Consider the following 22223-nt stretch of genomic DNA (forward strand, 5'->3'; position numbering starts at 1 on the left):
GGCCCCGGCCCGCACCTCCCGCCGCCCGGGGCGTCGCAGGCCCCGGGCGGTTCCCCCGGCCGCCGCACCGCCGAGCGGTCGGAACACCCGAGCAGTCAAACACCCGAGCAGTCGAAGCACCCGAGCAGAGAAGAGTTCCGTGATGACTTTCCGCATGCCCGCCGAGTGGACCGAGCACGAGGGCTGCCTGATGGCCTGGCCGACCAGGGCCGAGCTCTGGGGCGCTGCCTACGACGAGGCGAAGCTGGAGTACGCTGGCGTGGCGCGGGCGATCGCCGCGTTCGAGCCGGTGACCATGGTCGCCCGCCCCGGGCAGGGCCAGGAGGCCCGGGCGCTCTGCGGGGAGGGCGTCGAGGTGGTGGAACTTCCCCTCGACGACTCGTGGCTCCGCGACTCGGGCCCGATCTTCGTGCTCGGCCCCGACGGGCGGCGCGCCGGCGTGGACTTCCGGTTCAACGCCTGGGGCGGCAAGCACCACCCGTGGGACGCCGACGACCGGATCGCCGGCCTGCTGCTGGAGCGGATGGGCGTCGAGCGCATCGACTCCCGGATGATCATGGAGGGCGGTGCCGTCACCGCCGACGGCGAGGGCACCCTGATCACCACCGAGCAGTGCCTGCTCCACCCCAACCGCAACCCGGGCATGAGCCGGGAGGAGATCGAGGCCGAGCTGAAGGCCCGGCTCGGCGTCACCACGGTGATCTGGCTGCCGTACGGCGGGCTCCTGGACACCGAGACGGACGGCCACGTGGACGGCGTCTGCGCGTTCGTGGCCCCGGGCAAGGTGGTCGTCCAGCTCCCGGACGACCCGGCGCATCCCGACCACAAGCGGATGCGGGAGAACCGGGCCGTCCTGGAGGCCGCCGTCGACGCCCGGGGCCGGAAGCTGGAGATCCTCGACCTGCCGCAGAGCGCCTTCGTCGACGTCGACGGCAAGGCGACCGAGGTCGGCTACCTGAACTTCTACATCGCCAACGGCGGGGTCGTCGTCCCGACCGCGGGCGTGCCCCAGGACGAGGGGGCCCTCGCCGTGATCGCCGCCGCCCTGCCCGGCCGCAAGGTGGTCGGGGTGCGCTCGCGGGTCATCGCCTACGGCGGTGGCGGCGTCCACTGCATCACCCAGCAGGTCCCGGCCGCCCGGCCCGGCGTCTGACCGGCCCCGTCCGACCGGCCCCCACGGAAGAGAACCCCATGCGCACCTCCCGCGACGGGACCAGAACCCGCACCCCACGAAGCCGCCGCCGGCCCGCCGTCCTCCCGGCCGCCGCCGTCGCCGCCGCCCTCGCCCTGACCCTGGCCACCGCCTGCGCCGGCCCGCCCAAGGACGGCGGCACCGACGGCGGGACGGCCTACCGGATCTCCGACGGCACCCCGCCCGCCCGGGGGGGCCTGGAGTCCTTCACCTGGGCCCTGTACGCCGAGCCGCCCACGCTGGACTACGTCTCGGCGTTCGACTACCCGCAGAACACCATCCTCGCCAACGTCTGCGAGAGCCTGATGCGGTGGACGCCGCAGCTCACCCTCGCCCCCGGGCTGGCGGAGAAGGCCACCAGCCCCGACCCGACGACCTGGGTCTACGACCTGCGGCCCGACGTCCACTTCCACGACGGCGGTGTCATGACCGCCGACGACGTGGTCTACAGCCTCGGCCGCCAGACGGACCCGGACAACGCCGCGGCCTGGGCCCAGCAGTTCCGCAACGTCGGCAGCATCACCAAGACCGGCCCACTCCAGGTCACCGTCAAACTCACCCGGCCCGACTCGCAGTTCAACCAGTACATGGCCACCGCCGCCGGAGCCGTCTCCTCCCGGGCGGGGACCGAGGCGGCCGGCAAGGACTACGGCACCAGCGGCAGCCTCGACTGCACCGGCCCGTTCAGCCTCGGCACCTGGACCAAGGGCCAGTCCGTCGAACTCCGGCGCTTCGACGGCTACTGGGGCCCCAAGGCGAAGTCGGCCAAGGCCGTCTTCCGCTTCCTCACCGACCCCTCGGCGCGCGTCAACGCCCTGCTCACCGGCGAGGCCGACGGCGGCTACCTGATCCCCACCGAGAGCTACGACCGGCTGCGCTCGTCCGGCGCCGGATCGCTCTACTTCGGCGAGGGCCTCAGCACGGTCAACGTCAACGTCACCAACATGCAGGGCGTGCTCGGCGACGCCCGGGTCCGCCAGGCGCTCTCGCTCGCCCTCGACCGCTCCGGCTTCGTGCGCACCGGGCTCGGCGGGGCCGGCCGGGTCACCGGCTCGCTGACCACCCGCGCGGCCTGGGCGGCCGCCCCCGAGCACGTCCGTGACGAGGCGTTCCAGGGGCTGACCCCCACCGCCCCCGACCTCGGCCGGGCCAGGGCCCTGGTCGAGGAGGCCGGCGCCACCGGGAAGACCGTCACCGTCGCCACCAGCCCGATCGGGCAGGACGTCTCGCTGCTCGCCACCGCCGTCCAGGCGGCAGGGGCGAAGATCGGACTGGACGTCCGGCTGAGGACCATCGCCCCCAACGCCTTCACCGCCCTCTTCACCGACCCCGCGGCCCGCGAGGGCATCGACCTGTTCCCGGAGACGTACTACGACTCCATCACCGACCCGCTCGACCTGCTGGCCAACTTCCGGACCGGTGCCTACCAGAACTTCGCCTCCTACAGCGACCCCGGCTACGACGACCTGGCCGACCGGGCCGTGGCCGCCACCGACTCCACCGAGCGGTTCACCCTCGCGGCCCGGCTCCAGAGGCTCGCCTCCGAGCGGCTGCTCTGGATCCCCGTCGCCGAGTGGCCCACCTCGGTGTTCCTGAACAAGCGGATCACCGGCGCCCCCACCACCATCTCCTACCTCTACCACCCGTGGGCGGCCGACGTGGGGGCGGCCCGGTGAGCTTCCTGAGATTCGCCGCCCGCCGGCTGGCCGAGCTGGCCGCCACCCTGGCCGGCGCCTCGTTCGTGATCTTCGGCGCGCTGTACCTCGCCCCGGGCAGCCCGGCGAGCTTCCTGCTCGCCGGCCGCTCGGCCTCCCCGGAGGCCCTGCGGGCGGTCAACGCCCAGTACCACCTGGACGACCCGTTCCTCCTGCAGTACCTGCGCTGGGCCGGCCGGATCCTGCACGGCGACTTCGGCCGCTCGATCACCTACCGCACCGACGTCTCCCGGCTGCTCGCCGACCGGCTGCCCGCCACCCTGCTGCTGGTCGCGATGGCGCTGGTCCTCGTCGTCGCCCTCGGCCTGCTGCTCGGCCGGACCGGCGCCGTCCGCGGCGGCGCCGCCGACTCGGCGATCCTGGTCACCACCACGGTCGCGCTCGGCACCCCGTCCTTCGTCGCCGCCGTCCTGCTGCAGGGCCTCTTCGCGGTGAAGCTGGGCTGGTTCCCGACCGGCGGCACCGGCGAGGGCCTCGGCCCGATGCTCTGGCACCTCACCCTGCCCGCCGTCGCCCTCGCCCTCTACCTCACCGGCATGCTGGCCCGGGTCACCCGGGCGGCGATGCTGGAGGCCCTCGGGCAGGAGCACGTCACCGTCGCCCGCAGCCGCGGCGTCGGCGAGCGCCACGTGATCCGCCGGCACGTCCTCCGCAACGCCCTGGGCACCGTGCTGACCACCGGCGGGCTCATCGTCTCCACCCTGCTGGTGTGCACCGTCCTGGTGGAGACCGCGTTCGGCGTCGGCGGCATCGGACAGCTCCTCGAACTGTCCACCACCACCAAGGACTTCCCGACCGTCCAGGCCATCTCGCTGCTCCTGGTCGGGCTGTTCATGGCCGTCAACCTGGTCGTCGACCTGCTCCACCCGCTGGTCGACCCCCGCGTCACCCTCGGCACCCGGGCGGCCGCCGGATGACCGCCGCCCTGCTGCGCCGGCCCGGCCTCGCCCGCCTGCGCACCACCCGCGCCCCGCTGCACCGGACCTGCCTGGCCTTCGTCGCCCTGGTGGTCCTCGCCGCGCTGCTCGCCCCCTGGCTCGCACCCCACGACCCCAACACCGTCGACCTGGGCGACGCCCTGGCCGGGCCCTCCGCCGACCACCTGCTCGGCGTCGACGCCTCCGGGCGCGACACCCTCTCCCGGCTGGTGACCGGAGCCCGCACCTCGCTGCTCGGACCGCTCGGCGTGGTCGCCTTCTCCACGCTGGCCGGCGTGGCCGTCGGCATCACCGCCGCCTGGCGGGGCGGCCCGCTGGACTCCGTCCTCTCCCGCGGCACCGAACTGGTCTTCGCCTTCCCCGGCCTGCTCCTGGCGATCCTGATCGTCTCCGTGTACGGCGAGGGCCTGCTCGCCCCCGTCCTCGCCCTCGCCGTCGCCTACCTGCCCTACGTCAGCCGCCTGACCCGCTCCCTCGTCCTCGCCGAACGCGCCCGCCCGTACGTCGAGGCCTACCGGGTGCAGGGCCACTCCGGACTCCAGATCTGCCTGCGCCACGTCCTCCCCGGGATCGCCCCCGTGCTCCTCGCCCAGGCGACCGTCAACTTCGGCTACGCCCTCATCGACCTGGCCGGCCTCTCCTTCCTCGGGCTCGGCGTCCCCGCCCTCACCCCCGACTGGGGCCGCATGGTCTTCGACGGCCAGTCCGCCGTCCAGCACGGCTACCCGCTCTCCGCGGTCCTGCCCTGCCTCGCGATCGTGCTGACCGTCGTCGCCTTCAACGTCGTCGGCGAACGCCGCGCCGACCTGGTCGCCGGGAGGGACCGATGACCGTCCTCGACATCCGGGCCTACCACCTGCGCCTGCCGGACACCGCCCGGTCCGTCCTCGTCGGCGTCGACCTCACCGTCGCCGCCGGGGAGACGGTCGCCCTGGTCGGCGAGTCCGGCTCCGGCAAGAGCCTCACCTCCCGCAGCGTCCTCGGGCTGCTGCCCGACGGCGCCGCCACCGCGGGTGCCGTCCGCGTCGACGGCGAGGACGTGCTCGCCATGACGCCCGACCGGCTGCGGCGGCTGCGCACCGGCACCGCGGCGATGGTCTTCCAGGACCCCCGGGCCGCCGTCAACCCGCTGCGCCGCCTCGGGGACTTCCTCACCGAGGGCGTGCGCCTGGGCGGCCGGCTCACCGCCGCGGCGGCGGCCGAGCGGGCCGCCGGGATGCTGGACGCGGTCGGCCTGCCCGCATCGGTCCTGGGCCGGTACCCGGGGCAGGTGTCCGGCGGCATGCTCCAACGCGTCATGATCGCGGCCGCCCTGATGGGCGAACCCGCCCTGCTCCTCGCCGACGAACCCACCACCGCCCTGGACGTCACCACCCAGGCCGAGGTCGTCGCCCTGCTGGCCGACCTCCGGGAACGCTTCGGCACCGGCCTGCTGTTCGTCACCCACGACCTCGGCCTCGCCGCCGCCATCAGCGACCGGGTGTACGTGATGTACGCCGGACGGATCGTCGAGACCGGGCCCGCCGGGGAGCTGTTCGACCGCCCGCGCCACCCCTACACCGCCGCGCTGCTCGCCTCCACCCCGCGCCCGGACGCCCCCGGCGGCCGGCTCACCGCCATCGAGGGCCGCCCGCCCGGCCTGCGCGAGGAGCTGACGGGCTGCCCGTTCGCCCCGCGCTGCCCGCTCGTGACGGACCTCTGCCGCCGGCAGGAGCCCGCCCTCCGGCCGGCCGGGGCCGGACCGGGCCACCGCAGCGCCTGCCACCACGGCGACCGGACCGGCGAGGAGGCCACGCATGCGCAGTCCTGACCTCGGGGCCGCGGCCCGTCCGGAGGGGGTACCGCCGATGCGCCGGACCGTCCTCGAAGCCGTCGGACTGCACCGCGCCTTCGGCGGTGTGCAGGCGGTGGACGACGTCTCCTTCACCCTCGCCGAGGGCGGGTCCCTGGGCATCGTCGGCGGGTCCGGCTCCGGCAAGACCACCACCGCCCGGATCGTCGCCGGGCTGGAACGCGCCGACTCCGGCCGCGTCCTGGTCCACCGGCGCGACCGCGGCGAGCACCGGCGCGGCCGGGCCCACCGGCTGGCCCGGGCCCGCGAGGTCCAGCTGGTCTTCCAGGACCCGTACCTGTCGCTGGACCCGCGCACCACGGTCGGCGCGGCGCTGCGCGAGACGCTGCGCCTGCACTTCCCCGGCGCCGACCACCCGCGCCGGATCGCCGAGCTGCTCGACCAGGTCGGCCTCGGCGAGCGCGAGGCGGACGCCCTGCCCCGGCAGCTCTCCGGCGGCCAGCGCCAGCGCGTCGCCATCGCCCGGGCACTCGCGGTCGAGCCGGCGGTGCTGGTCCTGGACGAGGCGGTGGCCGCGCTCGACGTCTCGGTGCAGGCCCAGATCCTCAACCTGCTCGCCGGGATCCGGGAACGGACCCGGATCGGCTACCTGTTCATCACCCACGACCTCGGGGTCGTCCGGTGCGTCACCGACGACGTGATCGTGATGCGGCAGGGGCGGATCGTCGAGTCCGGCCGGACGGCGGACGTGCTGGCCCGGCCGCGGCACGCGTACACCCGGCTGCTGCTGGACTCGGTGCCCCGGCCGGGCTGGGACCCGCGGTCCATCGCGGCCGCGCGCCGCGCTCTGGCGGAGATGTCCTAGCCCCCCGGTACCCGGGTCCGGGCCGTCGACGCCCCCACGGCGGCGGCCCGGACCCGTTCCGGCGTTCCCGGCCGGTTCCGGCGTGCCGGATGCTTCCCGCGTGCCGGCCGGCTTCGCGTGCCCGTCGATTCGCCCGATCGGCGGCGCGCGGGACCGCCGGTGCGCCCCCGGCCGCCCCTACTGTCGGAAAACGCCTGTTCCCGGGCGAATCCGCGCGATGAGGGGACCGTCCCGTCATGAGAGAACCCGCCCCGTCCCGCGGGGCTCCGTCCGGCCGGGTTCCGTCCCATCGGGCGCTGTCCCGCCGGGCCGTGCTCCGTTCGGGGGCCGCTGCCGCCGCGCTGGCGCTGCTGGAGGGCTGCGGCTCCGCCGCCGACGAGCCCGGCGGCCCGGAACCGTCCGCGGCGCAGGACGCGCCGGCCTCGTCGCCGGCTCCGGGCTCCCCGACGGCCGCGGCCGCGCCCGCGATGCCGGCCGAGTGGCGCCCGCACACCCGCACCTTCATGGCCTGGCCCGCCCTCGACGAGGTGTGGGGCGACCAACTGCCCGCCGTCCGGGCGGACATCGCCCGCGTGGCGCAGGCCGTCGCCCGGTTCGAGCCGGTGGTGCTGATGGCCCGGCCGGACCAGAGCGCCGGGGCCCGGCGGCTCTGCGGCTCCAGCGTGGAGGTGATCGACCTCGCGGTGGACGACCTGTGGGCCCGCGACACCGGCCCCACCTTCGTCACCGGAGCGGCGGGGGTGGCCGGCGTCGACCTGAACTTCAACGGCTGGGGCGGCAAGCAGACCCACACGGACGACGGCCAGGTCGCCCGCAACCTCCTCGACCACTACGGGATCCGGCGCATCCAGGCGCCGGTCACCGGCGAGGGCGGCGGGATCGAGGTCGACGGGGAGGGCACCCTGATGGCCACCGAGAGCTCCTGGGTCAACGGGAACCGCAACCCGGGCGTGAGCCGCGACCGGATCGAGGCCGCCCTGAAGGACCTCTTCGGCGTCCGGAAGGTCATCTGGTTCGCCGGCGTGGCCGGGCAGGACATCACCGACTGCCACGTGGACGCCCTGGCCCGGTTCGCCGAACCCGGTGTGGTCGTGCTCCACCGCCCCGGACCGGACACCCCGCCGGACATCTGGTCCCGCGCCTCCGACCAGGCCCTCGACGTGCTCCGCGGGGCCACCGACGCGAACGGGCGCACGCTGCGCGTCGTGGACCTCACCGAGCCCGACCTCGCCGGCCGGCCGGACCTCGGCAAGGACTTCCTGGCGACCTACCTCAACTACTACGTCGTCAACGGAGCCGTGATCATGCCCCGCTTCGGGGACCGGGCCTCCGACGACCGCGCGGCCGGCGTCCTCGCCGACCTCCACCCGGGGCGCGAGGTCGTGCCGGTGGGCATCGACGCCATCGCCGCGGGCGGGGGCGGCATCCACTGCTCCACCCAGCAGCAGCCCGCCGGCTGACCCGGCGGGCGCACCCGGCCCGGGATGCGCCCCCGCTTCACTCCCGTACGCCCTCGACTCCGATGGTTCGTCCACCGAAGATCCTGGGAGGTGGCATCCGACGCCGTCGGCCGACCCGCCCCGGACCGCAGAGAGGACCGCCCGTTGAGCAACGACATCGCCTACGCGAGGATCCATCCCGCGATCGGCATCGCCCGGGTGGGCAACAGCACCCGCACGGACGGATGGTTCCCCGGCCCCGAGGTGCCCGACCCGCCGGCCGCGCGGCCCGGCTCCCACAAGGACGACCAGGGCGCGGTCAAACGCCAGGCCGCCAGGTTCCGGATCTACGGCTACGGCGCCGACGGCCGGGTCGTCCGCGAGCTGACCACCGCCGACCCGCAGGTGCACATCGAGTGGTCGGTCCACGTCGCGAACAAGAAGGCCGCCTGGTACCGGTTCAGCCTCCCGCTCGACATCCCCGACATGAAGGACCGGCCCGAACCCCGGCGCAACGCCGCGGTCACCGACCGGGCGAGCCTGGTCATCGACCCGGGCCGCAAGACCCTGGTCGCCGGGAGCGGGCAGGCCGTGGAGTTCACCGGCGGCTCCTTCCTCGGCACGCCCGTCCCGCTCGGCCGGATGCACACCGACGAGGCCGGCCGGCTGGTCGTCCTCGGCGGCCCCGGCACCTCCCGCAACCCGAAGGGCGGCGAGCTCACCTCCTACGGCAACAACGACGGCTGGTGCGACGACACCTCCGACGGCCCGGTCACCGCCACCCTCACCATCGGCGGGAAGGCCGTCCCGGTCGACGGGGCCTGGGTCGTGGTCGCCCCGCCCAACTACGCGCCCGACGTCAAGACCGTCCGCACCCTGTACGACCTGCTGTACGACCTCTTCGTCGCCCAGGGCACCATCGCGCCGCCCAAGACCGTCAACTTCGAGCGCGACGTCAAGCCGATCCTGCACCGCTTCTGCGAACTCCAGTGGGTCAACAAGGGGTTCGCCGCGCACTTCGGCTTCGGCGGGCCGCAGCACTTCCTGGCCCCCGACCGCCTCGCCCGGCTCGCCAGCCCCTCGCCCACCCACGAGGAGCTGCGCCGCCAGGTCTACACCTCGCTGCGCGACCCGGCCCGGGACGGCCTCTCCCCGGTGCCGTGGCCCTGGATCTACGGCGACGGCATGCGGAGCCGGCCGGCCTCGCCGCTGCAGTACCTGACGCTGTCCCCCACCCAGGACGCGGTGCTGCTCTCCTGGATGAAGGGCGAGTTCGAGACCAACTCCTGGAAGGGCTTCCCCCGGCGCCTGGAGGACGCACCGGTGGCCGACCAGCCCGGCCTGCTCGACCGGGCCGCCCTGGACTTCTGCCTCGCCGACGCCTTCCACCCCGGCTGCGAGGTCACCTGGCCGGTCCGCCACGCCACGATGTACGGCGAACCGCTGCGCATCCGGCACCGCCCCGCGGGCACCGCCGAACCGGACTACGGGGACGAGCTCAGCCAGGCCCGGGCGCTCGGGCCCGACGGCCCGCTGCACGAGCAGGGCCCGGGGGACCTCACCCGGTGGATGGCCGTCCCCTGGCAGACCGACACCGCCAGCTGCCGCTCCGGCTACGAGGCCGGCGCCAGCCTCGGCCCGCGCTACGACCCCTACCTGCCGACCTTCTGGCCGGCCCGGGTGCCCAACCACGTGCTGAAGGAGAGCGACTACCGCATCGTCAACGAGGAGGGCCCCGGCGGGCGGGCGCCGGAGGCCGACCGGGAGGCGGCGTTCGGCAGGCGCGCCTCCTGGCTGCGCGGGCTGAAGGGCGACTACCCCCAGCAGCTCAAGCAGGCCGTCGCCGAGTGGCACGAGTTCGGCATCGTCGAGGTCCGCCGGTACACCGTCGGCGACGGCCGCTTCCCGGAGCGGATGCAGGTCGAGTCGACGCCCGGGTTCCCGCTCGCGGGCGTGTCCGACAACCGCAACCTCAGCGCCGTCCACGTCCCGGCCGAGACCGTCGCCACGGAGTCCCTCGCCGTGCAGGCGGCCGGCGAGGTCCTCGCACTGACCGGGCTCTCCGCCGACGAGGTCACCATCGGGTACTTCGACAAACTCGACCCCTTCGGCGAGGACGCCGGCCGGGGCACGCGCTCCGGCCCGGGCGAGGGCGCCGGCCGGGACGGTGACGCCGGCGGCGGCGGGGACGGCGGCACGCCCGGCGGGGGCGGGGCGTGACCCCGGTCTACGACGTGGTGGTCGCGGGCGGCGGACCGGCCGGTTCGGCCGCCGCCCTGGCCCTGGCCGCGCAGGGCCGCAGCGTCCTGCTCGCCCACGCCGCGAGCGGCCCGCCGCCGGTCGGCGAGGCCCTCCCGGCCGCCGCCCGGATGCTGTTGCACGACCTCGGCGTCGCCGGCACCGTCCCGGGGGAGGGCCACCTGCCCTGCTACGCCAACCGCTCCGCCTGGGGGTCGGAGCAGCTCGGCACGGTCGACAGCATCAACGACCCGTACGGCCCCGGCTGGCACCTGGACCGCGCCCTCTTCGACCACCGGCTGCGGGAGGCCGCCGCGGCGGCCGGGGCGGACGTCCGGGAGGCCCTCGTCCGCCCCACCGCCCGGCACCCGGACGGCACCTGGACGCTCACCCTCCACCGCCCCCACCCGCCGGGCACGGTGCGCTGCCGCCGGCTCGTCGACGCCACCGGCCGGCGCGCCGCGATCGCCACCACCCACGGCGCCCGCCGCCTGGTCGGCGACCGGCTGATCGCCCTGCACGTCACCCTGGGCCCGCCGGCCGGTGCGGCCGGGAGCACCGACGGCACCACCCTGGTCGAGGCCGTGCCGGACGGCTGGTGGTACAGCGCGCTGCTGCCCGGCGGCCGGCTGCTGGTCGCCTTCTTCACCGACGCCGACCTGCCCGCCGCCCGCGTCGACGCGGGGCTGTTCCGCCGCCGGCTGGCCGCCACCGGTCCGACGGCCGCCCGCGCCGCCGCCCACCCGTTCCCCGGGCCGGCCGCCCCCGCCCGGGCCCCGGCCCACACCGTCCGCCTCGACCGCGTCCACGGTGACGGCTGGACCGCGGCCGGGGACGCCGCGGCCGCCTTCGACCCGCTGTCCTCCCAGGGCATCCTCACCGCCCTGTACACCGGCCGGGCCGCCGGCCTCGCCGTCCACGGCCACCTCGGCGGTGACCCGGACGCCCTGGGCGGGTACGCCGCCCACCTCGCCGGCGTCACCGCCGCCTACCACCGCAACCACGCGGCGTACTACGCGCTCGAACAGCGCTGGCCCGACCGGCCGTTCTGGCAACGCCGGCACGTCGGCCGGCCCGACCCCCTGCCCGTCGGCGTCCTGCACGGCGGCTGACCGCCGGGCGGGCCCGCCCGGCCCGGGGAACACGCCGCCCGGGGTCAGGTGGGTTCGCCGGCCCCGCCGAGGTCGTCGCGGCCGACGTGCTCGCCCGGGGTGGCCAGCTCCTCGACGGTGCCCGCGCCGACCACCGCGCCGGTGGACCGCTTGCCGCGCCGGAGCCTGCCCTCCAGCCAGTTCGCGAAGGAGGTGAGCGCGATGTTCAGCACGACGAAGATGACGGCGACGACCGTGAAGCAGGCGATGGTGTTCGCGCCGTAGTTCGCGCTCATCGGCCGTACCGAGGCGAGGAGTTCGGAGAAGCCGAGCAGCGCGCCGCCCAGCGCGGTGTCCTTCACGATGACGACCAGCTGGCTGACGATGGCCGGCATCATCGCGGCGACCGACTGCGGCAGCAGCACGTGCCGCATCACCTGGTTCTTGCGCAGGCCGATCGCCTTGGCGGCGTCGGTCTGGCCCCGGGGGAGTGCCAGGACCCCGGCCCGGACGACCTCGGCGAGCACCGAGGCGTTGTAGAGGACGAGGCCGGTGACCACGGCGTACAGCGGCCGTTGGTCGGGCGTGATGTCGGTGTACTTGGCGTAGGCCGCGTTCGCGAAGAGCATCAGGATCAGCACCGGGATGGCGCGGAAGAACTCCACCACGGTGCCGGCCGCGCCGCGCACCCACCGGTGCTCGGAGAGCCGGGCGATGCCGAACAGCGCGCCGAGCGGCAGCGCGATCACCATCGCGAGCGAGGCGGCGATGAGGGTGTTCTCCAGCCCGGGCAGCAGGTACGTCTCCCAGGCCCGGGAGTCGGTGAAGAAGGGCCGCCACTTGGCCCAGGCCAGCTGGTTCTTGTCGGCGAGGCTCTGCACCACCCACCAGAGCAGGGCGGCGAGGGCGACCAGGAACAGCAGCGTGTAGAGCACGTTCTGCCGCCTGGCCCGCGGCCCCGGCGCGTCGTACAGGACCGACGACGGCTTCACGACGGCTCCACCGCTCTCGCCGCTCTCACCGCTTCACCGAGACCTTCCGGCTCACCCAGCCGAGGAACAGCCCGGCGGGGAGGGTGAGGCAGATGAAGCCGAACGCGAAGACGGCCGAGATGAGGAGGAGCTGGGCCTCGTTCTCGATCATCACCTGCATCAGCGCCGCGGCCTCGGCGACCCCGATCGCGGCCGCCACCGTGGTGTTCTTGGTCAGGGCGATCAGCACGTTCGCGAGCGGGCCCACCACGGACCGGAAGGCCTGCGGCAGGACGACGAGCAGCAGCACCTGCGGGAACCGCAGGCCGATCGCCCGCGCCGCCTCGGTCTGGCCGACCGGCACCGTGTTGATGCCCGACCGCAGCGCCTCGCAGACGAACGCCGAGGTGTAGGCGGTGAGACCGAACACCGCGAGCCGGAAGTCGATCGTCTTGAAGTCGTCGGCGCCGAGGGTGACGCCGAGGGTCTGGAACAGGCCCAGCGAGGTGAAGACGATGATCACGGTGAGCGGGATGTTCCTGACCACGTTGACGTAGGCGGTGCCGAAGCCACGCATCAGCGGCACCGGGCTGACCCGCATGGCGGCGAGGACGGTGCCCCAGACCAGGGACCCGACGGCGGCGTAGAAGGTGAGCTGCACCGTCACCCAGAAGGCGCCCAGCAGGTCGTAGCCCTTGAGGAAGTCGAACACGGCGTGCCTCCCGGTGCTCCGCCTCAGCTGACGACGACGCCGATCTGCGGTGCGGGCTCGTTCTGGTAGCCGGCCGGGCCGAAGTTCTTCTTCACGGCCGCGTCCCAGGAGCCGTCCTGGACCATCTTCTGCAGGGCGGTGTTGATCTCCGCCTTGAGCTCGCTGCCCTTCTGGACCCCGATGCCGTAGTTCTCGTTGCTCATCTTGAAGCCGCCGAGCTTGAACTTGCCCTTGAACTCGGGCTGCGAGGCGTAGCCGGCGAGGATCGAGTCGTCGGTGGTCAGGGCGTCGATGACCTTGTTCTCCAGGCCGGTCAGGCACTCCGAGTAGCCGCCGTACTCCTGGAGCTGGGCGTTGGGCGCGATCTTCGTCTTGACGTTCTGCGCGGAGGTGGAGCCGGTGACCGAGCAGAGCTTCTTGTTGTTCAGGTCGGCGGGCGTCTTGATGGAGTCGTCGTCCGCCCGGATCAGCACGTCCTGGTGGGCCAGCAGGTAGGGGCCGGCGAAGTCGACCTTCTCCGAGCGCGCGGGGGTGATCGAGTACGAGGCGGCGATGAAGTCGACGTCGCCGCGCTGGAGCAGCGTCTCGCGGTCGGCGCTCTTGGCCTCCTTCCAGACGATGTCGTCGGGGCTGTGGCCGAGCTGCTTGGCGATGTACGTGGCCACGTCGACGTCGAAGCCCGTGTACGTGCCGTCCGGGGTCTTCAGGCCGATGCCCGGCTGGTCGAACTTGATCCCGACGGTGATCTTCTTGCCGTTGCTCGCGGCACCGTTCGTCGCGCTCGTCGCGCCGTTCGTGGCGCCGCTGGTGGCGCCGCTCGACCCGCCGCCGCCGTCCGACCCGCAGCCGGCGGCGGCGAGCGACAGGACGAGCGCGACGGCGGCCGTGACCGTGACCTTGCGAGGCTTCATGATGATCATCCCTAGTGCTCAGGGTTTTCCGGTCGGCTCAGGGGTCCGGTCAGTGGTGCAGGATCTTCGCGAGGAAGTCCCTGGCCCGCTCGCTGCTCGGATTGCTGAAGAACCGGTCGGGGGTCGTCTCCTCCACGATCCGGCCATCCGCCATGAACACCACGCGGTTGGCGGCCGAACGGGCGAAACCCATCTCGTGGGTGACGACGACCATGGTCATCCCGTCCCGGGCGAGCTGGCGCATCACCTCCAGCACCTCGTTGATCATTTCGGGGTCGAGCGCGGAGGTCGGCTCGTCGAACAGCATGATCTTCGGTTCCATGGCCAGCGCCCGGGCGATGGCGACGCGCTGCTGCTGGCCGCCGGAGAGCTGCGCCGGGTACTTGTCCGCCTGGGAGGCGACGCCCACCCGCTGGAGCAGCCTGCGCGCCCGTTCCTCGGCGGCCCTGCGGTCCCTCCCGCGGACCTTGACCTGCCCGAGCGTCACGTTGCGCAGCACGGTCATGTGCGCGAAGAGGTTGAAGGACTGGAAGACCATGCCGACGTCGGCCCGCAGCGCGGCCAGCTCACGGCCCTCGGCGGGCAGCGGCCGGCCGTCGATGACGATCTCGCCGGAGTCGATGGTCTCCAGCCGGTTGATCGCGCGGCACAGCGTGGACTTCCCGCCGCCGGACGGCCCGATGATCACCACCACCTCGCCGCGGGCGATGGTCAGGTCGATGTCCTGGAGCACGTGGAGCTCGCCGAAGTGCTTGTTGACGTTGTTCAGCACGACCAGGTCGCCCGTGCCGGGGGCGGGAACCTCGTTGCTCATGGCTGCTCCGCTCGTCGGCTACATGCTCCGCCCTCCGGCGGGAAGGCGCACGCCGACGGCGGGGCGGTGCACGCCGACGACGGGAAGACGCACGCCGACGGCGGAGCGGTGATTTCTGAGACACACTCATATTCCCGGAGAAATCCCCCACCGGTCGGGTGAAATCCCCCCACCGGTCGCGGTACGGAACCGTACGGTCACCGAAACCGCCGGAAAGACGGGGCCGGAAACACCGGGAAATAACAATTCCACTCCGGGGGTGTCCGAAATTCCGGTGGGCGCCTAGGCTGCGGCGCGTGTCGATCCTACGAAGATTCCGCGCCTCCGGCCCGCGCATTCGGCCGGAACTCGACGACGCCGAACTCGGGCGGGTCCGTCGACAGTTGAGTGGTCCCGGAATTCCGGGACAGGGCGGTATTCAGATCGACCAGATCGAGCGGCTCCTCCGCGAGGCCGGTACGGACTGGGACCGCCGGGCGCACCGCCTCTCCGTGCTCGCCGAGGCCGCCGCGCCCTCGGGGCTCGCCCGGTCCTGGCGGATGCGCCGGGCCAACGACGCCGACCCGCTGGTCTTCGAGGGCTGGGTGGAGCTGGTCCGCGGCCGGCACGCCGGACGCATGGAGGACGCCCGGGCCACCGCCGAGCACTGCTACCGCGCCGCCGAGATCGCCCCCGACGACCCCACGCCGTGGGTGGTGCTGCTGGGGATCCTGCGCCTGATCCGTGCCGAGTCGCGCGACATGTTCGCCGTCTGGCACGAGGTGACCGCCCGCGACCCCTGGAACCGCGAGGCCCACTTCCAGATGCTGCGTTACCTCTCCCCGGAGGAGCGCGGCTCGCGCAGCAGCCAGCTGGACTTCGTGGAGACGGTCCGGGCGGCGGTCCCGTCGGACGCACCGGCCGTGGGCGTGGAACTCGCCGCGCTGGTCGACGAGTACGCCCGCACCACCGCGCAGGGCGGCGTCGAGGCCCTGCTGGTCCGCCGCCAGTGGGCGAGCGCCCGGGCCACCCGCGTGCTGGGCGCCGCCCTGGCCGACTGGCCCCGAACGGGCCACCTCCGGCACGCGGCCGCCCTGGCCGACCTCAACCTGCTCGCCTTCGCACTGGTCCAGGCCGGCCGCGTGCGCGAGAGCACCAGGACCTTCGAGCTGATCGGCGAGACGGTCACCCCCTGGCCGTGGACGATCGAGGGCGAGGACCCGCTCCGGCCGTTCGGCTACTGGCAGGCCAAGGCGCTCGCCTAGCCGGGGGGCTCTCCCCCCGGGGCCGGGCCGTGTGCCCGGGTCAGCGCTGGTAGGTGCCGGTGAGCTTGCCGGCGGCCAGCTCCGGGTCCTTCAACGCCCGGTGCACCGCCCCGGCGTCCGGGCGGCCGTGCAGGGGGAGTGGCCCGGATAGGGCGGACAGGCGGAAGACGTAGTGGTGCGGACGGCCGGGCGGCGGCATCGGGCCGCCCCAGCCGACCCGGCCGAAGCCGTTGGGCCACTGGTGCCCGCCCGGTGGCTCCGCGCCCTCCGGCACGCCGGAGCTGGCCGGGTCGATGCCGGTGACCAGCCAGTGCAGGAAGGCGCCACCGGGCGCGTCGGGGTCCTCGCAGAGCAGCACCAGCTCCGCCGCGCCGTCCGGCACCCCCGACCAGCTCAGCGGGGGCGAGACGTTGTCGCCCTCCATGCTGTGGCGGCGGGGGATGGCGGCGTGGTGGGCGAAGGCCGTGCTCGTGAGCGTGATTCCGGTCATGCGCACCGCCGTACCCGTAACGGCCCCGGACACCACGGCTCCCGCCGGCCCGTCACCCGCCCGGCCGACCGCGGCGCCGTCACCACTCGGGTGCGAGGTACCGGCGGCCCGGTATCTGCTCGAAGATCAGGTTGGTCCGGGTCTGGGCCACCGCCGGGTGCGTGGTGAGGTGGTCCACCACGAAGTCGCGCAGGCCCTCGGGGCCGGCCACGCCGACGTGGAGCAGGTAGTCGTCGGACCCGGCCATGTGGAACACCGCCAGGACGCCGGGCAGGTCGGGGGCGGTGGACCGGAAGCTCTCGTTCTGCTCGCGGGTGTGCGCCCGGAGCCGGACCGAGATCATCGCCTGCAGCGGCAGCCCGATCGCGGCGGGGTCGACCTCCGCCCGGAAGCCGCGGATCACCCCGCGCTCCTGCAGGGCCCGCACCCGGGCCAGGCAGGTCGACGGGGCGATGCCCACCGTCTCGGCGAGGGCGTTGTTGGGCATCCGGGCGTTGTCCGCGAGGGCGCGGATGATCGCGCGGTCCACGTCGTCGACGGGCGCACGGCGGGCCTGCGGATTGTTCGGCATACCGCCCAGGATTCCAGCCGGTTCCGTTGATTCGCAAGACAAAGTGATCATCTTCCGAATCATCTTCGGGAGACCTTCCGCCCGGTGTCGAAAAGTTCCATCCTGGCCGCGAGCGGCGAACGCCCCTCCCGCCGTTCCCCGCCCGCGGGCCGGCCGACCAGCAACCCCGGAGTGCCGCGCCCATGAGCCCGACCGCCACCTTCGCCGCCGCGACCACCGCCCACCCGGGGTCCGTCGTCGAGGCGGTGCCCGCCACCGGTCCCGGGCCGGAGCTGGACGCCCGCGACTTCGCGCTCCCCGCGGCCGGGCTGGACGACGCCCAGCGCCTGCGCGCCCTCGACAACGTCGACGAGTACCTGACGCGCAAGCGCAACCACCTGGTCGGCTACCAGGCCACCCAGGACATGCAGGGCTGCGCGCTGGACCTGGCCCGGTTCATGCCGAACAACATCAACAACCTCGGCGACCCGTTCCAGAGCGGCGGCTACAAGCCCAACACCAAGGTCGTCGAGCGCGCGGTGCTCGACTACTACGCGAAGCTCTGGCACGCCGAGCGGCCGCACGACCCCGCGGACCCCGAGTCCTACTGGGGCTACATGCTGTCCATGGGCTCGACCGAGGGCAACATGTACGCCCTCTGGAACGCCCGCGACTACCTGAGCGGCAAGGCGCTGATCCAGCCGCCGACCGCCCCGTTCGACGCCCTGCGGTACGTCCAGGCCGCGCCCGACCGGCACAACCCGAACGCCCACCGCCCGGTCGCGTTCTACTCGGAGGACACCCACTACTCCTTCGCCAAGGCCGTGCGGGTGCTGGGCGTGGAGACCTTCCACGCCGTCGGCCTGGAGCTGTACCCGGACGAGTGCCCGCTCACCGACCCGGTCACCGGGCGCCGCGAGTGGCCCACCGAGGTGCCCTCCGCCGCCGGCCCCTCCGGCCTCCCCTGGGACGGCCCGGGCTCGGTCGACGTCGACGCGCTCGCGGTGCTGGTCGAGTTCTTCGCCGCGCACGGCCACCCGGTCTTCGTGAACCTCAACCTCGGCAGCACCTTCAAGGGCGCCCACGACGACGTCCGCGCGGTCTGCGAGCGCCTGCTGCCGATCTTCGAGCGGCACGGCCTGGTCCGGCGCGAGGTGGTCTACGGCACCGACCCGAAGACCGGCGAGCCGCTGGTCGACGTGCGGCGCGGCTTCTGGATCCACGTGGACGGCGCCCTCGGCGCGGGCTACGCGCCCTTCCTGCGGATGGCCTCGCAGGACCCGTCGTACGGCTGGACCCCGGAGACGGAGCTGCCCGAGTTCGACTTCGGGCTCCGGCTGCCCACCCGGGAGTACGGCGACGTCGACATGGTCTCCTCGATCGCCATGAGCGGCCACAAGTGGGCCGGTGCACCGTGGCCGTGCGGCATCTACATGACGAAGGTGAAGTACCAGATCTCGCCGCCGTCGCAGCCGGACTACACCGGCGCGCCGGACACCACCTTCGCCGGCTCCCGCAACGGGTTCTCCCCGCTGGTGATCTGGGACCACCTGTCCCGGCACTCCTACCAGGACCAGGTGGACCGGATCCGGACCGCCCAGGAGCTGGCCGGCTACCTGGAGGACCGCCTGCGCGGGATCGAGGAGGAGAAGGGCGTCGAGATGTGGCCGGCCCGCACACCGGGCGCCGTCACCGTGCGCTTCCGCAAGCCCGGTCCGGAGCTGGTGGCGAAGTGGTCGCTCTCCTCCCAGGACGTGCTGATGGTCCCCGGTGACGAGTCGAGCCGGCGCAGCTACGTGCACGTGTTCGTGATGCCCTCGGTCGACCGGACCAAGCTGGACGCCCTGCTGGCCGAACTCGCCGAGGACCCGGCCATCCTGGGCGGGCCCGCCCGGCAGTCCTGACGGGCGGGGCCGGCGGGCGGAACGGAACCGGCCGGGGCGGAACCGGCCGGGGCGGAACCGGCCGGGACGGAACGGGCCGGGCGGTCAGGACGGGCTGGTCGCCAGCAGCGGCGTGGTGGTCACCTTGTTGTCGCACTGGGCGAACTGGCCGTCGTCCAGGGCGACCTGGTGGGCGCCCGCGCCCGGCAGGCCCAGCACGAGGGTGGGGTAGGTGACCGGCGTGGCCCCGGAGACGCAGTAGCCGTCGGCCTCGCCCTGGACCTGGACGAAGGTGAGCTTCACCCAGGCCTTGCCGCCCGGCGCCAGCAGGACCGGGGTCGCGGAGCCGGTGTGGGTCACCGCCATCGGGGCGTTGTGGTCCGGGGAGCCGTTGGCCGCGCCGGCCACCGTCGGGAAGCCCTGCAGGGTGCACGGGTGTCCGGAGCTGTTGGTGAAGGCGACGATCGCCGCACCCGTGCCGGTGCCCTCGGGCCGCTTCGCCGCCCGGTGCGCGTCCGCCTTCAGCTCGCCCGCCGTGCAGCCCGGCGCCGCGGTGCCCGGGGCGGCGCTGCCGGTGGCCGGGGCGGCGGGCGGCGTGCTCGGCTTGGCGGTGCCCGCGGGCGTGGTGGCGGCCGGCGGCTTGGCGCCCGGCACGGTCGAGGCGGTCACCGGCGCCGACGGGGCCGCGGTCGCCCCCGACTCGTCGTTCCCCGGCCCGCAGGCCGTGGCCAGCAGGGCGACCGTGGCGGTCGCGACCACGGCGACCGCGGCTCTGCGGGCCTTCTTCCCGTTCTGCGTGTACTGCGTCGACTGCATGGCGCCCCCCGAGAGGATGGAGAGGTGCCGGCCCAACGTCGGCACCTGCCCCGGTACACACCGGCGTCCGCGCCCCGGTTCCCCGGCCGGCCGGGTGTGACAGGACGGTGACGAGACCGGGACGAACCGGCCCGGCGGCGTACGGAACGGGCCGGCCGCAGCAGGCGGCGGGGTGCGCCTGCTGCGGCCCGGTCGGGGGAGCGGGTCAGACCCGGTCGGCGGCGATCAGGACGTACTGGAACGAGCCGTCCTTGTAGGAGGAGATGAACGCCTCCTCGATGCCCGTGACGAGGGAGGAGGTGGCGCGCAGCTCCCAGTAGGGCAGGGTCGCGGGCGTGAGGTCGATGACGGCCTGCGGCACGAGCCGGTTGTCGGCCATGGCGCGCAGGTACTCCCGGCGGGAGTGGATGTTGCACTCGAAGTGCGCGTTGATCTGGGAGACCCACTTCGACGGCTGCCCGTAGGCGGGGTTCCAGCAGCCGGTGATGGTCACGTACCGGCCGCCGACGGAGAGCACGCGGGAATGCTCGGCGAAGAGGTCGTGGAGGTCGACGTACATGCTGGACTCGTTGTTCCACGAGGCCGCGATCGAGCCGGTCGCGAACGGCATGTCGAGCATGTTGCAGACCTGTGCGCGGACCGAGCCGTCGATGCCGAGCTCCCTGGCCCGACGGTTGCCGAACTCGGCCTGCTTGGCGGACAGGGTGACGCCCTCGACCTTGCAGCCGAAGCGCTGGTGGGCCATCACGCTGGAGCCGCCGCGGCCGCAGCCGGCGTCGACCAGGGTGTCCTCGGGCCGGATGGCGCCCAGGTGGTCCAGCAGCAGGTCGGCCTGGGCGGACTCCAGCCGGTGCAGCTCGGTGACGACCTTCTTCTCGCGCTCGCTGTCGTCCGGGTCGCCCACCGCGGCGTGGTCGACGTCACCGATGCCGTAGTGGTGGTGGTAGAGGCCGTCCACGTCGCCGAGGCGCAGGTTGACCGGCCGGGCCTCGCCGTCCCAGTAGCGCGCGATGTCGTCCTGATAGGGGGTTGCCGGGCCGGGGATGGCGGAGGTGGAAGGGGTGGAAAGGTCGGTAGTGGTCATGACTGGTCAGCTCCTCGGGTTACCAGAAATCGGGCAGGCTGTAGCGGTAGGTGTTGGTCCGGTGCCAGTGGTGGTTGCCGTCGACCCACGCGGCCACGCCGCGCAGGAAGCGCACCAGCGTCGGGGCCGGGCAGGCCGCGGCCAGGGCGGCGGCCTCGGCCTCGAAGGCGTGCATGAGGTCGTTGTGGACCTCGACCGCCTTCAGGTAGGCGTCGCGGTCGTTGCGGTCCTCCTGCTCGGCGATCACCACGGGCAGGTTCAGGTGCCGGCCGGGGCTGGCGAGTTCCTTCATGTAGGAGTACAGGTCGTTCACGATGGTCGTCGCGTTGGAGGCGAGCGAGATGACGCGCTGCATGGCCGGGAGGGCGTGCAGGTCCGCGGGCAGCTCGTAGCCGCCGACGGTGTCCGTGATGGTCGGGCAGGGGCGGAAGTTGTTGAACTGGCGCATCGCCAGGTACTCCCACACCGCGGGGACGTGGTCGGTCTCGGCCCAGGCGGCCTCGGCGAGGTAGCCGAGGTGCAGGCGGGCCATGTCGTGCCGGAACCGGTCCGCCTGGGACGGCGTGGCCGCGTCGACGAAGTACTCCATCGCGGAGCGGTAGGCCCGCCGGGGGGCGTCCGCGTGGAGCGACTCCTCCCAGGCCGGCCGGTACTCCGGGGTGGTGTGCAGCGGGTCCAGTGCGGTGTGGGCCAGCAGCAGGCGCCCGCCGAGACCGACGGGCGAGCCGCCGTGGTCCTCGCAGTAGCAGTCGTCGACCGCGTTCTCGGCCGCCATCAGCCGTGCGGCGAGCATCAGGTGGTCGGTGGACGGGGCGTCGGGGTGGCAGGCGACCATGTAGCGGCCGGTCGAGAAACCGTCGAACTGGTCCTCCCACTCGGGCGGGTAGAGCTCGACCTCCTCCACCGCCCAGGCCTTGATCCGGTCCCCGACCTCGGCCGAGCGCACGGGATCGGGCTCGGCGATCGGGTGGAAGTACAGGCCGGGGATGGGGTCGCCGGGCTTCGGCGCGCCCTCGCGCCGGCCCAGCCGCAGCCCTGCCGTCCCCAGGCCGCTGGGGCCACTGATGATCCGGTCCAGGGCTCGACGGCTCATGGCCGTACCGCCGAGGTGTCCATGTGGTTCTCCGGTCGGGTGTCCACGGACATGGCAGAGCCTCCCTCTGTGAAAGGACTGGTGATCGTCATGACGGATCGTCATCCGGTATGCCACGAAAGGGATCTCGGCACGGATCCCCTTGTCGCCCGGTGATCAACGTTAGGCGGGGCGGTGCGCCCGGACGCACTTCGAAGCGATCTCTGTACCCGATAGAGTGAACGTTCGGTGATACCGGGTTTGAATTGACCGGCGTTCAGGAAATCCCGCTCCGGGTGGTCCGGCCCCGCTTCGGGCGGTTCCGCCCGCTTCGCGCAGTCCCGCTTCGCACAAGTCCCGCTTCGCACGGCCCCGCTTCGGGCGGTCCCGTCGTGGAACGCGAGCG

19 protein-coding genes and 1 pseudogene are annotated in these 22223 nt (G+C 73.7%); 11 read left to right on the forward strand and 9 right to left on the reverse strand.

All coding sequences use genetic code 11. The annotated features are described in order from the left end of the window. Positions 1 to 142: 142 nt before the first annotated feature. The 9 genes from ABZ885_RS15255 to ABZ885_RS15295 all read left to right on the forward strand — a co-directional run bounded on the left by ABZ885_RS15255 (position 143) and on the right by ABZ885_RS15295 (position 11291). Positions 143 to 1153 (forward strand): agmatine deiminase family protein, encoded by a 1011-nt coding sequence (locus tag ABZ885_RS15255; RefSeq protein WP_360187840.1) that lies wholly within the window; start codon positions 143 to 145, stop codon positions 1151 to 1153. A gap of 38 nt (positions 1154 to 1191) precedes the next feature. Next, positions 1192 to 2868 carry an ABC transporter substrate-binding protein gene (locus ABZ885_RS15260; RefSeq protein WP_360187842.1) on the forward strand — a complete coding sequence of 559 codons (1677 nt, stop codon included), beginning with the start codon at positions 1192 to 1194 and terminating at the stop codon, positions 2866 to 2868. Next, the gene (locus tag ABZ885_RS15265; protein ID WP_360187844.1) at positions 2865 to 3824 is read left to right on the forward strand and encodes an ABC transporter permease; all 960 of its coding nucleotides are present in this window, start codon (positions 2865 to 2867) and stop codon (positions 3822 to 3824) included. The genes ABZ885_RS15260 and ABZ885_RS15265 overlap by 4 nt, the downstream gene beginning before the upstream one ends. Further along, positions 3821 to 4675 (forward strand): ABC transporter permease, encoded by an 855-nt coding sequence (locus tag ABZ885_RS15270; RefSeq protein WP_360187845.1) that lies wholly within the window; start codon positions 3821 to 3823, stop codon positions 4673 to 4675. Before ABZ885_RS15265 ends, ABZ885_RS15270 begins: the two co-directional genes overlap by 4 nt. Further along, positions 4672 to 5655 (forward strand): ABC transporter ATP-binding protein, encoded by a 984-nt coding sequence (locus ABZ885_RS15275; RefSeq protein WP_360187847.1) that lies wholly within the window; start codon positions 4672 to 4674, stop codon positions 5653 to 5655. Before ABZ885_RS15270 ends, ABZ885_RS15275 begins: the two co-directional genes overlap by 4 nt. 37 nt (positions 5656 to 5692) lie before the next feature. Next, a complete protein-coding gene (locus tag ABZ885_RS15280) occupies positions 5693 to 6502 on the forward strand; it encodes an ABC transporter ATP-binding protein (RefSeq protein ID WP_360187878.1) in 810 nt (269 codons plus the stop codon). Between the two features lie 311 nt (positions 6503 to 6813). Further along, positions 6814 to 7962: an agmatine deiminase family protein gene (locus tag ABZ885_RS15285; protein ID WP_360187849.1), complete on the forward strand. Its 1149-nt coding sequence runs from the start codon at positions 6814 to 6816 to the stop codon at positions 7960 to 7962. A gap of 144 nt (positions 7963 to 8106) precedes the next feature. After that, positions 8107 to 10161 carry a LodA/GoxA family CTQ-dependent oxidase gene (locus tag ABZ885_RS15290; RefSeq protein WP_360187851.1) on the forward strand — a complete coding sequence of 685 codons (2055 nt, stop codon included), beginning with the start codon at positions 8107 to 8109 and terminating at the stop codon, positions 10159 to 10161. Continuing rightward, positions 10158 to 11291 (forward strand): tryptophan 7-halogenase, encoded by a 1134-nt coding sequence (locus tag ABZ885_RS15295; RefSeq protein WP_360187853.1) that lies wholly within the window; start codon positions 10158 to 10160, stop codon positions 11289 to 11291. The genes ABZ885_RS15290 and ABZ885_RS15295 overlap by 4 nt, the downstream gene beginning before the upstream one ends. Positions 11292 to 11335: 44 nt before the next feature. Here the strand turns inward: ABZ885_RS15295 and ABZ885_RS15300 are convergent, their stop codons facing one another. From ABZ885_RS15300 to ABZ885_RS15315, 4 genes are read right to left on the reverse strand one after another with little or no spacing between them, the layout of a single operon-like run. Continuing rightward, on the reverse strand, positions 11336 to 12262 hold the full coding sequence (locus tag ABZ885_RS15300; RefSeq protein WP_360187855.1) for an amino acid ABC transporter permease: 927 nt from the start codon (positions 12260 to 12262) through the stop codon (positions 11336 to 11338). A gap of 25 nt (positions 12263 to 12287) precedes the next feature. Further along, positions 12288 to 12953 (reverse strand): amino acid ABC transporter permease, encoded by a 666-nt coding sequence (locus ABZ885_RS15305; RefSeq protein WP_360187857.1) that lies wholly within the window; start codon positions 12951 to 12953, stop codon positions 12288 to 12290. Between the two features lie 23 nt (positions 12954 to 12976). Beyond that, on the reverse strand, positions 12977 to 13864 hold the full coding sequence (locus ABZ885_RS15310) for a glutamate ABC transporter substrate-binding protein (RefSeq protein ID WP_360187859.1): 888 nt from the start codon (positions 13862 to 13864) through the stop codon (positions 12977 to 12979). A 49-nt stretch (positions 13865 to 13913) separates the two neighbouring features. Further along, the gene (locus ABZ885_RS15315; protein WP_360187861.1) at positions 13914 to 14678 is read right to left on the reverse strand and encodes an amino acid ABC transporter ATP-binding protein; all 765 of its coding nucleotides are present in this window, start codon (positions 14676 to 14678) and stop codon (positions 13914 to 13916) included. A 296-nt stretch (positions 14679 to 14974) separates the two neighbouring features. Between ABZ885_RS15315 and ABZ885_RS15320 the strand changes: the two genes are divergently transcribed. Then, the gene (locus tag ABZ885_RS15320; protein WP_360187862.1) at positions 14975 to 15922 is read left to right on the forward strand and encodes a hypothetical protein; all 948 of its coding nucleotides are present in this window, start codon (positions 14975 to 14977) and stop codon (positions 15920 to 15922) included. 40 nt (positions 15923 to 15962) lie between these two features. On the opposite strand, the gene ABZ885_RS15325 is transcribed toward ABZ885_RS15320, so the two are convergent. Together ABZ885_RS15325 and ABZ885_RS15330 are read right to left on the reverse strand one after the other, a co-directional pair. After that, positions 15963 to 16412, reverse strand: coding sequence for a YbhB/YbcL family Raf kinase inhibitor-like protein (locus ABZ885_RS15325; protein ID WP_360187864.1), 450 nt, complete (start codon positions 16410 to 16412; stop codon positions 15963 to 15965). A 79-nt stretch (positions 16413 to 16491) separates the two neighbouring features. After that, positions 16492 to 16983, reverse strand: a complete 492-nt coding sequence (locus ABZ885_RS15330; protein ID WP_360187866.1) for an Lrp/AsnC family transcriptional regulator — start codon at positions 16981 to 16983, stop codon at positions 16492 to 16494. A gap of 182 nt (positions 16984 to 17165) precedes the next feature. Here ABZ885_RS15330 and ABZ885_RS15335 point away from each other — a divergent pair, with 182 nt between their 5' ends. After that, on the forward strand, positions 17166 to 18866 hold the full coding sequence (locus ABZ885_RS15335) for a histidine decarboxylase (protein WP_360187868.1): 1701 nt from the start codon (positions 17166 to 17168) through the stop codon (positions 18864 to 18866). A gap of 84 nt (positions 18867 to 18950) precedes the next feature. Here the strand turns inward: ABZ885_RS15335 and ABZ885_RS15340 are convergent, their stop codons facing one another. The 3 genes and pseudogenes from ABZ885_RS15340 to ABZ885_RS15350 all read right to left on the reverse strand — a co-directional run. Then, a complete protein-coding gene (locus ABZ885_RS15340; RefSeq protein WP_360187869.1) occupies positions 18951 to 19661 on the reverse strand; it encodes a DUF4232 domain-containing protein in 711 nt (236 codons plus the stop codon). A gap of 205 nt (positions 19662 to 19866) precedes the next feature. Next, positions 19867 to 20745: a geranyl diphosphate 2-C-methyltransferase gene (locus ABZ885_RS15345; protein ID WP_360187870.1), complete on the reverse strand. Its 879-nt coding sequence runs from the start codon at positions 20743 to 20745 to the stop codon at positions 19867 to 19869. 19 nt (positions 20746 to 20764) lie between these two features. Then, positions 20765 to 21823 (reverse strand): annotated as a pseudogene (locus ABZ885_RS15350) (family 2 encapsulin nanocompartment cargo protein terpene cyclase); the annotation flags it as partial. Between the last annotated feature and the right edge of the window lie 400 nt (positions 21824 to 22223).

This window comes from Kitasatospora sp. NPDC047058, from assembly GCF_040643935.1.
Taxonomy (GTDB): Bacteria; Actinomycetota; Actinomycetes; order Streptomycetales; family Streptomycetaceae; genus Kitasatospora.

Bases quoted from the DNA above. Each gene is read 5' to 3' on its own strand.
- ABZ885_RS15255 (WP_360187840.1), top strand. From the start codon at position 143: ATGACTTTCCGCATGCCCGCCGAGTGGACCGAGCACGAGGGCTGCCTG.
- ABZ885_RS15260 (WP_360187842.1), top strand. From the start codon at position 1,192: ATGCGCACCTCCCGCGACGGGACCAGAACCCGCACCCCACGAAGCCGC.
- ABZ885_RS15270 (WP_360187845.1), top strand. From the start codon at position 3,821: ATGACCGCCGCCCTGCTGCGCCGGCCCGGCCTCGCCCGCCTGCGCACC.
- ABZ885_RS15275 (WP_360187847.1), top strand. From the start codon at position 4,672: ATGACCGTCCTCGACATCCGGGCCTACCACCTGCGCCTGCCGGACACC.
- ABZ885_RS15280 (WP_360187878.1), top strand. From the start codon at position 5,693: ATGCGCCGGACCGTCCTCGAAGCCGTCGGACTGCACCGCGCCTTCGGC.
- ABZ885_RS15310 (WP_360187859.1), bottom strand. From the start codon at position 13,864: ATGAAGCCTCGCAAGGTCACGGTCACGGCCGCCGTCGCGCTCGTCCTG.
- ABZ885_RS15315 (WP_360187861.1), bottom strand. From the start codon at position 14,678: ATGAGCAACGAGGTTCCCGCCCCCGGCACGGGCGACCTGGTCGTGCTG.
- ABZ885_RS15325 (WP_360187864.1), bottom strand. From the start codon at position 16,412: ATGACCGGAATCACGCTCACGAGCACGGCCTTCGCCCACCACGCCGCC.
- ABZ885_RS15330 (WP_360187866.1), bottom strand. From the start codon at position 16,983: ATGCCGAACAATCCGCAGGCCCGCCGTGCGCCCGTCGACGACGTGGAC.
- ABZ885_RS15335 (WP_360187868.1), top strand. From the start codon at position 17,166: ATGAGCCCGACCGCCACCTTCGCCGCCGCGACCACCGCCCACCCGGGG.
- ABZ885_RS15340 (WP_360187869.1), bottom strand. From the start codon at position 19,661: ATGCAGTCGACGCAGTACACGCAGAACGGGAAGAAGGCCCGCAGAGCC.
- ABZ885_RS15345 (WP_360187870.1), bottom strand. From the start codon at position 20,745: ATGACCACTACCGACCTTTCCACCCCTTCCACCTCCGCCATCCCCGGC.